Below are 11,320 nucleotides of genomic sequence, written 5' to 3' on the forward strand. Positions count from 1 at the left end.
ACGCTCAACCCTAGGTCGGCTCCTCGTCGGGTGCGTCGTCGCCCAGGAGGCGGTCGTCGTCGAGCTCGCGGTGCGACGCCGGCACGAGCTCACCGGCCTCCTCGACGGGCAGGCCGGTGAGGACGAGCAGGTCCACGACCATCGACCGGACCTGTGCCCGGATGACCTCGCCCGACAGGCCCGAGGCCGGGTCGACGACGGCGCTGCGTTCGGCGAGGCGGTGCAGGCCGGCACGGGCACTCGTCGGCTCGTGGCGCTGGTGCAGCTCGCGAGCGATGTCGTCGCACGACAGCGCGAGGTCGTCCAGCAGCGCGGTGTATGCCGGGGGAATCACCTCGCCGCGTCGCGTCCCGACGAGCGCCCGCCGGACGAGGACGCGCAGGTTGCGGATCGCGCGGTCCAGCGGTTCGAGGAGGTCGGCGACAGCCTGGGCACCGGGGAGGTGGCGGCGCCGGAACGGCGACAGGCGGACGACGGCGACGCCCTCGGATGCCAACGACTGCAGTTCGTCGAGCATGCCCTCGGAGGCCCGGGCCCGACGGAGCGTCACGCCCGCGAGCTCGCCGTCGTCGGTCCGGATCACCGTCGCCGTCTCGCGCAGGATGGCCGCGATCTCCTCGACCACGCGAGCAGCCTTCTGGCGCGGTCGCTGCAGCCCGGTGGCGGGCACGAGGACGCTGATGACGAGCGCCACCGCGCCACCGATGACCGCGTCGAGCCAGCGGGTGAACGCCTGGTCGGGCGCCGCCAGGAGGGTCGTGATGATGGCCGCCTGGACCCCGGCCTGGATCGTCAGCAGGATGCCGGCGCCGACGAGCGACGCGATCGTCATCGCGAGCACGACGACGACGAGCACCTGGAGGACGCCGCTGCCGAAGACGTGCGAGAAGACGTCACCGATGAAGACGCCCAGGGCGACGCCGATCATCACCTCGACGGCTCGACGCACGCGCTGCCCGTAGGACATGCCGAGCGTAATGATCGCGGTCACCGGTGCGAAGAACGGCATCCGGTGCCCGAAGACGTCACCGGCGAGCCACCACGCGAGCGCCGCACCGAACCCGCACTGGAGGATGAAGGCGAGCCGGCTCACCAGCCGGTCGGTCCGGATCCGGGCCTCGGAGCGGGAGCGCCGCGCGACGCGGGCGGGCAGGTCGGAGGCGGACGGCATACGTCGCATCATCTCGCGGCGGATAGCCTGCCCACGTGAGCGTCGCCATCCGTGTCATCCCGTGTCTCGACGTCGACGCCGGTCGCGTCGTCAAGGGCGTGAACTTCGAGAACCTGCGTGACGCCGGCGACCCCGTCGAGCTCGCCCGCTCCTACGGCGAGCAGGGCGCCGACGAGCTGACCTTCCTCGACGTCACGGCGAGCAGCGGCGACCGGGCGACGACCTACGACGTCGTGCGGCGCACCGCCGAGCAGGTCTTCATCCCGCTCACCGTCGGCGGGGGAGTGCGCACCGTCGACGACGTCGACCGCCTGCTGCGCAGCGGCGCCGACAAGGTCGGCGTCAACACGGCCGCCATCGCCCGACCCGAGCTCATCGCCGAGACCGCCGACCGGTTCGGCTCCCAGGTGCTCGTGCTCTCCGCCGACGTGCGGCGCCGCCGCGGTGACGACGGCGCCGTCACCGACGACGTCGAGGTGACGACCCACGGTGGCCGCACGGGTACCGGGCTCGACGCCGTCGAGTGGTGCGTGCGCGCGGCCGAGCTCGGCGCCGGCGAGATCCTGCTCAACTCGATGGACGCCGACGGCACCAAGGCGGGCTTCGACCTCGACCTCATCGCCCGGGTCCGCCGCGAGGTGACGATCCCGGTCATCGCGAGCGGCGGTGCGGGCGCGGTCGAGCACTTCGCGCCCGCGGTGCGGGCCGGCGCCGACGCGGTGCTCGCGGCGAGCGTCTTCCACTTCGGCGACCTCACCATCGGCCAGGTCAAGGACGCGCTGCGCGCCGACGGCCACCCCGTGCGCTGATCAGGTCAGCTGCCAGACGCACAGCGCCACCATGACGACGGCGAGCACCACGTAGACGCCGGTGATGACGACCCGCCCCCGTCGGTGGTCCTCGACCCTCGTGCCGTCGAGCACCTCGCTCGACCGGGTCCAGGCGAGCACCGGCATGACGAGGACCAGCAGCACGACGAGCCCGGCGGCCCCGCCCAGGCCCCAGCTGCCGAAGAAGGTCCACACGCCGGTCACCGGACCACGCCGTCGTCCCACCAGTAGTGGAACCCGCCGTTGCCGGCGCTGGCCTCCTCGACGGCGCGTCGGGCCGCGGGCAGGGCACTGAGCCCGCCGACCGTGAGCGCGCTGAGCACCGCCGACGGGAGCGGAGCGCTGATGCACGCGAGGAAGAGCCGGGTCGGCAACGGCATGTCGGTCCGGCGCCACACGAGCTCGAGCACCGCCCACGCCGAGACGACGGCCGGTGCGGCGATCGGCACGACGAGGCCGAGGCCGTCACCGGCCGCGTCGCCCATCGAGTGCCACGTCGTCGCCACGGCGAGCGCTCCGACCCCCGCGGTCACCGCCCACAGCCACGGCGAGAACTCGTCCCGCAGCGCGGTGAGGACACGCGGTCCGGACGCCTGCACCGTCACGTCAGAGACCGAAGCGGGACGACTCGAAGGCGCTGACCGCCTCCGGGGACCCGGTCACCTCGACCTGTGCGACGTTCCTGCGCCCGTATGCCGTGAGCAACAGCTCCAGCGGCTCTCCCGACACGACGACGGTCCCGTCGCCCCCGCCGCGGCCGCCGAAGGTGAGCGCCTCGCGCCTCGGGGCGTGGAGCTCGACGGCCGAGGGGACGCGGCGGAACAGCAGCCGGCCCATGCGCGACAGCAGCGCCCAGATCGCGGCGTCGAGCTGCGGCGACACCTCACGGCGGGGGCCCGGGGTGCCGTCGCCGCGCAGGACGTCCTCGTGGTGGATGACCATCTCGGCGAGGTTGACCGCGTTGTCGACGACGGGCAGCTGCGCGGGATGCCAGATCGGCGGGCCCGAGCGCACGGCGCCGACGAGGTCCGGCCACGGCTGGGCGGCCACCTTGGCCTGCTCGCGCTCCGTGCGGTCCTTGAGGAACGGGACCCAGATGCCCGAGGCGACGTCGGGACGGCCCTCGCGCACGACGAGGTGCGCGGCGAGATCGCGGGTGGTCCACGGCATACAGAGGGTCGGGGCGTCGGGTCCGACGGCCTCGAAGGTGTCGCAGAGGTCGAGACGCTCCCTGCGCGCGAGGGATCCGGGGCTGTCGGTCATGGGCCCATCCTCGCGCCTTCGTGGCCGGGCGGCACAATGGCGGTCGTGCCCGACCTCGACCCCACCGTCTCCAGCCGTCTCCGCTTCGACGACTCCGGCCTCGTCGCCGCCATCGTCCAGCAGCACGACACCGGCGAGGTCCTCATGCTCGGCTGGATGGACGCCGAGGCCCTGCGCCGCACCCTCACCGAGGGCCGGGTGACGTTCTGGTCGCGCAGCCGCCAGGAGTACTGGCGCAAGGGGGACACCTCGGGGCACGCGCAGTACGTCAAGTCGGTGGCCCTCGACTGCGACGGCGACGCCCTCCTCGTGCGGGTCGAGCAGGTGGGCGCGGCCTGCCACACCGGAGACCGCACCTGCTTCGACGCCGGTGCGCTCGAGGTCGTCGTGGGGGAGCCGGCACCGTGACCGCCGCGCCCCAGTCACCTCGGCAGCCGCAGCCGCAGCCGCAGCCGCAGCCGCAGCCGACCCCCGACCTGTCGTTCGGGACGACCTGGCCTTCGCTGCCGCTGTTCCAGGTGCTCGCCGAGGGCCGTCGCGTCATCCCCGTCGTGCGCCGGCTCATGGCCGACGCCGAGACGCCCGTCGGGCTCTACCGCAAGCTCGCCCAGAACCGGCCGGGCACGTTCCTCCTCGAGTCCGCCGAGCACGGCGGGGTCTGGAGCCGCTACTCGATCATCGGTGCGGCCAGCCGGGCCACGCTGACCGAGAAGGACGGCGAGGTGCACTGGATCGGCGAGGCGCCGGTCGGGGCGCCGACGACCGGCCTCGCCACCGACGCCCTGCGCGAGACCGTCGCCGCGCTCGCGACCGACCCCATCCCCGGGCTCCCGCCGCTCACCGGCGGGATGGTCGGGATGATCTCGTACGACGCGGTCCGTCGCTGGGAGAAGGTCCCGTCGACGACGCCGGACGTGCTGCACCTGCCCGAGCTCGCGATGATGCTCGCCACCGACCTCGCCGTGCTCGACCACGCCGACGGCTCGGTGCTGCTCATCGCCAACGCCGTGAACTATGACGCCACCGACGAGCGGGTCCAGGACGCCTGGACCGACGCCGTCGCCCGGCTCGACGCGATGACGCACGACCTCGCCGCCGGTGCCGAGAGCACGGTCTCCGTCGTCGACGGCCCTGTCGTCGACGAGGCCCTCCGGGGCGTGAGCGCCAACCTCACCCGCGACGAGTACGAAGCCATGGTCGAGAGCGCCAAGGAGGACATCCGCGCCGGCGAGGTCTTCCAGGTCGTGCTGTCGCAGCGGTTCTCGATGCCCTGCCCCGCCGACGCGCTCGACGTCTACCGCGCGCTGCGGGCGGGCAACCCCAGCCCCTACATGTACCTGTTCCGGTTCACGCGACCGGACGGGACGGCATACGACGTCGTCGGGAGCTCCCCGGAAGCGCTCGTCAAGGTCACCGGGTCGCAGGCCATCACGCACCCCATCGCCGGGTCGCGGCCGCGCGGCAAGTCGCCCGAGGACGACGTGCGGCTCGCCGAGGACCTGCTCGCGGACCCCAAGGAACGCTCCGAGCACGTCATGCTCGTCGATCTCGGCCGCAACGACCTCGGGCGCGTGTGCCGGCCCGGCACGGTCGACGTCGTCGAGTTCATGGACGTGCGCCGCTACAGCCACGTCATGCACCTCGAGTCCACGGTGGTGGGGGAGCTGCGCGACGGTGTGCGGGCCTACGACGTGCTCGTCTCGACCTTCCCCGCGGGCACGCTGTCCGGTGCGCCGAAACCGCGTGCGCTCTCGCTCATCGAGGGCTACGAGCCGTCGCGGCGCGGTGTCTACGGCGGGGTCGTGGGCTATCTCGACTTCCACGGCGACCTCGACATGGCCATCGCCATCCGCACCGCGCTCCTCGACGGCGGCACCGCCCACGTCCAGGCCGGCGCCGGGATCGTCGCCGACTCCGTGCCCCGCACCGAGCACGACGAGTGCGTCGCCAAGGCGACCGCCGCCCTGCGCGCGGTCGCGACCGCCTCGGCCCTGAGGAAGGTCCCGTGAGCCTGCTGCGCCGTCGGGGCACCCTCATCCTCCTCGTCGTCCTCGGCGCGCTGCTCGTCATCGTCACCGCATCCCGGACGTGGCTCACCGGCTCCGTCGACGACGTCGTCCTCGGGCAGTCGTCGGTCTCGGCCACCGGCTCCGAGGTCGCGGGTGGGGTCGTCGCGCTCGCCCTGGTCGTCGTCGCGGGCGCTGTGGCGTCGGCGACCGCAGGACCGCGCGCCCGCATCGTCGCCCTCGTGCTCACGGGCCTGGCGACGCTCGGCGGTGTCGTCATCGTCGCCCGGGTCCTGCTCGACCCCGACGGCGCCCTCGGGCCCATCGCCGCGGCCGCCGCCGGCCGGACCGGCAGCATCGAGACGCACGCCACCCCGGGTGGCTGGCCGTGGGTGGCCGTCGTCGGGTTCGTCCTCGCCGGGCTCGCCCTGCTGGGACTGGCGCGGGTCCGCCGCGTCGCCCCCGGGCTGTCCTCGCGCTACGAGGCGCCGGGTCGCGCGCCCGAGAGCGACTGGGACCAGCTCAGCGCGGGCGAGGACCCGACCGATGTCGGTCCGTCGGCGCGGGAGTGACAGAATGGCGCACGCACACACCACTTCCGACGGAGGCACCCATGGCTGATCACCACGACGACGACCACCACGGCCACAGCCTGGCTGCGTGGGTCATGGTCGGCATCGTGCTCCTCGCCACGGCCGTCATGTCGCTCGCCGTCGTCCTCGCCAGCGTGGGCCTGTTCATCGTGGGCGTCGTCCTCACCGTCGTCGGCCTCGTCGCCGGCAAGGTGCTGGCGCTCGCGGGCCACGGTGTCAACGGCGCCGTCGCGCGCGCCGACAGCAACCTCTCCTGAGCCGGCGCGCATGAGCACCGTGCTCGACGCCATCGTCGCCGGTGTGCGCGAGGACCTCGCCGTCCGCACCGAGCAGGTCAGCCAGTCCGACCTCGAGCGCCGCGTCGCCGACCTGCCGGCCGCCATCGACGCCGAGGAGCGTCTGCGTGCCCCGGGACTGTCACTCATCGCCGAGGTCAAGCGGGCGAGCCCGAGCAAGGGCCACCTCGCCGAGATCTCCGACCCGGCCTCCTTGGCGTCGACCTACGCCGACGCGGGCGCCACGGCCATCAGCGTCCTCACCGAGCAGCGCCGCTTCCACGGCAGCCTCGCCGACCTCGACAGCGTCCGGGCGGCGGTGTCGGTCCCCGTCCTGCGCAAGGACTTCATGGTCACCGACTACCAGCTCTGGGAGGCGCGGGCGCACGGGGCCGACATCATCCTGCTCATCGTCGCCTCGCTCACCGATGCCGAGCTGGCGCGCATGCACGCCCTGGCCCACGAGCTCGGGATGACCGCGCTCGTGGAGGTCCACGACGAGGGCGAGACCCAGCGAGCGGTCGACGCAGGCGCCTCGGTCATCGGGGTCAACGCCCGCAACCTCAAGACCCTCGAGGTCCACCGCGACACCTTCTCGCGCCTCGTCCCGCTCATCCCACCGGGAGTCGTCAAGGTCGCGGAGTCCGGTGTCTCCGGTGCCGCCGACGCGACCCTGTATGCCGTGCAGGGGGCCGACGCGGTCCTCGTCGGCGAAGCGCTCGTGAGCGGTGCCGACCCCGCTGCCGCCGTGCGCGAGATCGTCGCCGCCGGAGGTGGCTCGTGAGCGCCGGCAGCGCCGGCAGGTTCGGCGCGTTCGGCGGCCGCTACGTCCCCGAGGCCCTCGTCCCCGCGCTCGAGCAGCTCGACGAGGCCCGGACGTCGGCGATGCAGGACCCGACGTTCCTCGCCGAGCTCGAGCACCTCCACCGCACCTACACCGGTCGGCCGAGCATCATCACCGAGGTGCCCCGGTTCGCCGCCCACGCCGGTGGCGCGCGGATCATCCTCAAGCGCGAGGACCTCAACCACACGGGCTCGCACAAGATCAACAACGTCATCGCCCAGGCGCTGCTCACCAAGCGGATGGGCAAGAGCCGTGTCATCGCCGAGACGGGCGCCGGCCAGCACGGCGTGGCCACGGCCACCGCCGCGGCCCTCATGGGCCTGTCGTGCCGCGTCTACATGGGCAAGGTCGACACCGAGCGCCAGGCGCTCAACGTCGCCCGCATGCGGATGCTCGGCGCCGAGGTCGTCGCGGTCGAGCACGGCAGCGCCACCCTCAAGGACGCCATCAACGAGGCGCTGCGCGACTGGGTCACCAACGTCGACGACACCCACTACCTCATCGGCACCGTCACCGGGCCGCACCCGTTCCCCGAGATGGTGCGCGACTTCCACCGGATCATCGGCGTCGAGGCGCGCGAGCAGGTGCTCGAGCTCACCGGCCGCCTGCCCGACGCGGTCGTCGCCTGCGTCGGCGGCGGGTCCAACGCCATGGGCATCTTCCACCGCTTCATCGAGGACGAGGGTGTGCGACTCGTCGGCGTCGAGGCCGGGGGAGAGGGCCTCGAGGGTCGTCACGCAGCGCGGTTCGCCAGTGCCATCCCGGGCGTGCTCCACGGCGCCATGAGCTACCTCATGCAGGACGAGGACGGCCAGACGGTCGAGTCGCACTCGGTGTCCGCCGGGCTCGACTACCCGAGCGTCGGGCCGGAGCACTCGTTCCTGCGGGACTCGGGGCGCGCCGACTACGTCTACGCCACGGACGACCAGGCCATGGAGGCCTTCGCCCTCCTCTGCCGCACCGAGGGCATCATCCCCGCGATCGAGTCGGCCCACGCGCTGGCCGGGGCGCTCGTCCTCGGACGTGAGCTGGGACCCGACGGGATCATCCTCGTCAACCTGTCCGGGCGCGGCGACAAGGACATGCACACGGCTGCCGAGTGGTTCGGCCTCGTCGACGATGGCGACGACGTCGTCCCCTCCGGCGAGTCCGACGACCCGGGCGCCACCGGCGACGGGCGGGCGCAGCTGTGAGCGCCATCGCGGGGCCGGGCCCCGACCTCGGCGTCTCCGACGTCCTCGCCCGTTGCCGCGCCGAAGGGCGCGCCGCGCTCATCGGCTACCTCCCCGTCGGCTTCCCCGACGTCGAGGGCTCGATCCGCGCCATGGTCGCGATGGTCGAGTCCGGCGTCGACATCGTCGAGGTCGGCCTGCCCTACTCCGACCCGCTCATGGACGGCCCCGTCATCCAGCACGCCGCCGAGACGGCGCTGGCCGGTGGCGCCCACGTCGTCGACGGCTTCCGCGCGACCCGGGCCATCCGTGACGCGGGTGCTCCCGCCCTCGTCATGAGCTACTGGAACCTCATCCTGCGCCGCGGCGTCGACCGCTATGCCGCTGAGCTCGCCGCTGCTGGTGGCGCGGGCCTCATCACCCCCGACCTCATCCCCGACGAGGGCGAGGAGTGGATCGCCGCGAGCGAGCGGGAGGGGCTCGACCGGGTCTTCCTCGTCGCGCCGAGCTCCACGCCGGAGCGCCTCTCGCGCGTCACCGACGCGTGCCGCGGTTTCGTCTACGCCGCGTCGACGATGGGCGTCACCGGCGAGCGCACGAGCGTCGGCTCCTCGGCCCGCGAGCTCGTCGAGCGCACCCGGTCCGTGACCGACCTTCCGGTGTGCGTCGGGCTCGGCGTCTCCCACGGCGACCAGGCGGCCGAGCTGGCCCAGTACGCCGACGGGGTCATCGTCGGGACCGCGTTCGTGCGCACCCTCACGGGTGACGGGGAACTCGGGGCCCGGCTCGACGCGTTGCGGGAGTTGACGGCCGACCTGGCCAGGGGAGTGAGGGAAGGAGCGAGGTGAGCACTCGTGTCGCCGACGGACTCGGGTCGATCGCCCGTCTCGTCCTCGGCGCAGTGTTCCTCGTCGCCGGTGGCCTCAAGGTCACGACTCCCGACGCCTCGGCCAAGGCCACGCAGGCCTACCAGGTGCTGCCGCACGACCTCGCCGCCTATGTCGGCTACGCCCTCCCGACCATCGAGATCCTCCTCGGCCTGCTGCTCGTCCTCGGGCTGTTCACCCGCACCGCGGCCGTCCTGACCTCGCTGCTGCTCGTCGTCTTCGTCGCCGGGATCGCGCAGGCATGGGCGCGTGGCCTCACCATCGACTGCGGCTGCTTCGGCGGCGGCGGGACGGTGGCCGCCGACGAGACGTCGTACCTGCCGCGCATCCTCGAGGACCTCGGGATGCTCGCGTGCGGGCTGTGGCTCGCTGTGCGTCCCCGATCCCTGTTCTCCCTCGACCGCGCGCTCTTCCGCGCGCCCTGACCCCTCCGACCGCCCCTTCGTCCAGGAGTACGAGCACCATGGCCACAAAGCCCAGCCCCCGCAGCGACCGGCAGGCGAAGATCGACGCCGTCCGCAAGGACACCGGCGGGGGAGCCAACCGGATCGTCGTCGGGGCGGTCGTCGCGGTCATCGCGATCATCGCCGTGGTCGGAGGTGTCGTCGTGGCCGAGCGCAACAAGCAGGACCGGGTCGGGACGAGCACCGCCGTCCCCGCCGGTGCGGCCGGCATGGGTCAGGGCTTCGTCGCCAACGCCGACGTCCCGCTCCAGCCGGGCGCGCCGACACTCGACGTCTACGAGGACTTCCAGTGTCCGTCGTGCGCCCAGTTCGAGCGCGTGATGGGTTCCACCGTCGCGGACCTCGCGAAGCAGGGCAGGATCAAGCTCGTGTACCACCTCAAGACGTTCCTCGACGCCAACCTCGGCACCACCCACTCGCTCGAGATGGGCAACGCCGCGATGTGCGCGGCCGACGCCGGGAAGTTCCAGGCCTTCCACGACTCCGTCTACGCCAACATGCCCGCCCAGGAGGGCGCGGGCTGGTCCACGGCCCAGGTCAAGGGCTTCGCCGAGGGCGCCGGCATCACCGGCGGAGCGCTCGACACCTGGCAGCAGTGCGTCGACGACAAGAAGTACACCGCCTACGTCGAGTCCACGGAGGAGTCGTCCGGCAAGGCCGGCATCAACTCGACGCCGACCGTCGAGCTCGCCGGTCGCAAGCTCGACTTCGACGCCGTGCCGAACCCGGCCGCGCTCACCGCAGCAGTTGAGGCGGCCACGAAGTGATCGCCGCTACCCTGCCCGCCGCGATCCCTGCGACGATCCCGAGCCCCACAGCCGGCGTGCTCCACCTCGGGCCGCTGCCGATCCGCGGCTACGCCCTGTGCATCCTGCTCGGCATCGTCGTCGCCGTCTGGCTCACCGACCGCAGGATGCGCGACCGCGGAGGTGAGCCGGGACAGGTCATGGACGTCGCGGCATACGCCGTCGTGGCCGGCATCATCGGTGGGCGCCTCTACCACGTCATCACCACCCCGGACCCGTACTGGGGTGAGGGCGGCCACCCGCTCGACGCGTTCAAGATCTGGGAGGGCGGCCTCGGCATCTGGGGCGCCGTGGCCCTCGGCGCGCTCGGGGCCTGGGTCGGGTGCCGCCGGGTCGGCGTGCGCTTCCTCGACTTCGCCGACGCCGCCGCACCGGGCGTCGCCATCGCCCAGGGCATCGGTCGCTGGGGCAACTGGTTCAACAACGAGCTCTACGGCGGTCGCACCGACCTGCCGTGGGGCCTGACCATCCACCAGTGGGACAACGGCGCCGGCCGGGCCGTGCGTGACGCCTCCGGTGACCCCGTGGTCCTCGGCACGTTCCACCCGACGTTCCTCTACGAGTTCCTCTGGGTCATGCTCCTCGCGGGCGTGCTCCTGCTCGTCGACCGTCGGTTCTCGCTCGCACGCGGCCAGCTGTTCGGTCTCTACATCGCCGGCTACCCGATCGGCCGCATCATCATCGAGAAGATGCGCACCGACGAGGCCGAGCTCATCCTGGGCCAGCGGCTCAACGTGTGGACGAGCATCCTCGTCTTCCTCATCGGGGTGGCAGTCTTCGTCCACACGGGCCGACGGGCCGCGTCGGACCACGCGTCCGACCCGGATGTCCCGGTCGACCCGGACCGCTCGGACGATCCGGAGCGTCTCGACGACTCGGGCGACGAGGACGAGGCGGACGAGCCAGCCCGCGCGGACACGCCGGAGGTCCTCGCCCCCGAGCAGCGCAAGGGCCGCGAGAGCGATGCGGGCACATCCACGATGTGAGATTTGCCGCTCGCAGTGCAAGA

General features: G+C 72.7%; 15 protein-coding genes. 11 read left to right on the forward strand and 4 right to left on the reverse strand.

From position 1 onward, the window contains the following. Positions 1-10 precede the first annotated feature (10 nt). A complete protein-coding gene (locus ACSQ11_RS13660; protein ID WP_436006269.1) occupies positions 11-1,171 on the reverse strand; it encodes an FUSC family protein in 1,161 nt (386 codons plus the stop codon). Between the two features lie 35 nt (positions 1,172-1,206). On the opposite strand from ACSQ11_RS13660, the gene hisF reads away from it, so the two are divergent. Further along, a complete protein-coding gene (gene hisF / locus ACSQ11_RS13665; RefSeq protein ID WP_436006271.1) occupies positions 1,207-1,980 on the forward strand; it encodes an imidazole glycerol phosphate synthase subunit HisF in 774 nt (257 codons plus the stop codon). On the opposite strand, the gene ACSQ11_RS13670 is transcribed toward hisF, so the two are convergent. Genes ACSQ11_RS13670 through ACSQ11_RS13680 form a run of 3 tightly spaced genes read right to left on the reverse strand, consistent with a single transcriptional unit; the run spans position 1,981 to position 3,264 of the window. After that, positions 1,981-2,205 (reverse strand): hypothetical protein, encoded by a 225-nt coding sequence (locus ACSQ11_RS13670; RefSeq protein ID WP_436006273.1) that lies wholly within the window; start codon positions 2,203-2,205, stop codon positions 1,981-1,983. Further along, entirely contained in the window at positions 2,202-2,606 is a 405-nt protein-coding gene (locus tag ACSQ11_RS13675; protein WP_436006275.1) for a hypothetical protein, read from the reverse strand. The genes ACSQ11_RS13670 and ACSQ11_RS13675 overlap by 4 nt, the downstream gene beginning before the upstream one ends. Position 2,607: 1 nt before the next feature. Then, positions 2,608-3,264 (reverse strand): TIGR03085 family metal-binding protein, encoded by a 657-nt coding sequence (locus tag ACSQ11_RS13680; RefSeq protein WP_436006277.1) that lies wholly within the window; start codon positions 3,262-3,264, stop codon positions 2,608-2,610. A gap of 36 nt (positions 3,265-3,300) precedes the next feature. Between ACSQ11_RS13680 and hisI the strand changes: the two genes are divergently transcribed. From hisI to lgt, 10 genes are read left to right on the forward strand one after another with little or no spacing between them, the layout of a single operon-like run. After that, positions 3,301-3,672: a phosphoribosyl-AMP cyclohydrolase gene (hisI, locus tag ACSQ11_RS13685; protein ID WP_147065447.1), complete on the forward strand. Its 372-nt coding sequence runs from the start codon at positions 3,301-3,303 to the stop codon at positions 3,670-3,672. Further along, on the forward strand, positions 3,669-5,273 hold the full coding sequence (locus ACSQ11_RS13690) for an anthranilate synthase component I (protein WP_436006279.1): 1,605 nt from the start codon (positions 3,669-3,671) through the stop codon (positions 5,271-5,273). The genes hisI and ACSQ11_RS13690 overlap by 4 nt, the downstream gene beginning before the upstream one ends. Further along, complete coding sequence (locus tag ACSQ11_RS13695) at positions 5,270-5,842, forward strand: Trp biosynthesis-associated membrane protein (protein ID WP_436006281.1); 573 nt, start codon at positions 5,270-5,272, stop codon at positions 5,840-5,842. The genes ACSQ11_RS13690 and ACSQ11_RS13695 overlap by 4 nt, the downstream gene beginning before the upstream one ends. Before the next feature lie 41 nt (positions 5,843-5,883). After that, entirely contained in the window at positions 5,884-6,120 is a 237-nt protein-coding gene (locus tag ACSQ11_RS13700; protein ID WP_436006283.1) for an HGxxPAAW family protein, read from the forward strand. A gap of 10 nt (positions 6,121-6,130) precedes the next feature. Continuing rightward, positions 6,131-6,922 carry an indole-3-glycerol phosphate synthase TrpC gene (gene trpC, locus ACSQ11_RS13705; RefSeq protein ID WP_436006285.1) on the forward strand — a complete coding sequence of 264 codons (792 nt, stop codon included), beginning with the start codon at positions 6,131-6,133 and terminating at the stop codon, positions 6,920-6,922. Continuing rightward, positions 6,919-8,175, forward strand: coding sequence for a tryptophan synthase subunit beta (gene trpB / locus ACSQ11_RS13710; protein WP_436006287.1), 1,257 nt, complete (start codon positions 6,919-6,921; stop codon positions 8,173-8,175). The genes trpC and trpB overlap by 4 nt, the downstream gene beginning before the upstream one ends. Beyond that, on the forward strand, positions 8,172-9,002 hold the full coding sequence (gene trpA, locus ACSQ11_RS13715; RefSeq protein ID WP_436006289.1) for a tryptophan synthase subunit alpha: 831 nt from the start codon (positions 8,172-8,174) through the stop codon (positions 9,000-9,002). The genes trpB and trpA overlap by 4 nt, the downstream gene beginning before the upstream one ends. Then, the gene (locus ACSQ11_RS13720; protein WP_436006291.1) at positions 8,999-9,466 is read left to right on the forward strand and encodes a MauE/DoxX family redox-associated membrane protein; all 468 of its coding nucleotides are present in this window, start codon (positions 8,999-9,001) and stop codon (positions 9,464-9,466) included. Before trpA ends, ACSQ11_RS13720 begins: the two co-directional genes overlap by 4 nt. Positions 9,467-9,504: 38 nt before the next feature. Next, a complete protein-coding gene (locus tag ACSQ11_RS13725; protein WP_436006293.1) occupies positions 9,505-10,272 on the forward strand; it encodes a DsbA family protein in 768 nt (255 codons plus the stop codon). Positions 10,273-10,295: 23 nt separating this feature from the next. After that, positions 10,296-11,297 carry a prolipoprotein diacylglyceryl transferase gene (lgt, locus tag ACSQ11_RS13730; RefSeq protein ID WP_436006792.1) on the forward strand — a complete coding sequence of 334 codons (1,002 nt, stop codon included), beginning with the start codon at positions 10,296-10,298 and terminating at the stop codon, positions 11,295-11,297. Positions 11,298-11,320 lie beyond the last annotated feature (23 nt).

Origin of the sequence: Knoellia sp. LjRoot47 (genome assembly GCF_964253435.1) — a bacterium.
Lineage (GTDB): Bacteria > Actinomycetota > Actinomycetes > Actinomycetales > Dermatophilaceae > Knoellia.

Bases quoted from the DNA above. Each gene is read 5' to 3' on its own strand.
- ACSQ11_RS13660 (WP_436006269.1), bottom strand. From the start codon at position 1,171: ATGCCGTCCGCCTCCGACCTGCCCGCCCGCGTCGCGCGGCGCTCCCGC.
- ACSQ11_RS13680 (WP_436006277.1), bottom strand. From the start codon at position 3,264: ATGACCGACAGCCCCGGATCCCTCGCGCGCAGGGAGCGTCTCGACCTC.
- hisI (WP_147065447.1), top strand. From the start codon at position 3,301: ATGGCGGTCGTGCCCGACCTCGACCCCACCGTCTCCAGCCGTCTCCGC.
- ACSQ11_RS13700 (WP_436006283.1), top strand. From the start codon at position 5,884: ATGGCTGATCACCACGACGACGACCACCACGGCCACAGCCTGGCTGCG.
- trpC (WP_436006285.1), top strand. From the start codon at position 6,131: ATGAGCACCGTGCTCGACGCCATCGTCGCCGGTGTGCGCGAGGACCTC.
- ACSQ11_RS13725 (WP_436006293.1), top strand. From the start codon at position 9,505: ATGGCCACAAAGCCCAGCCCCCGCAGCGACCGGCAGGCGAAGATCGAC.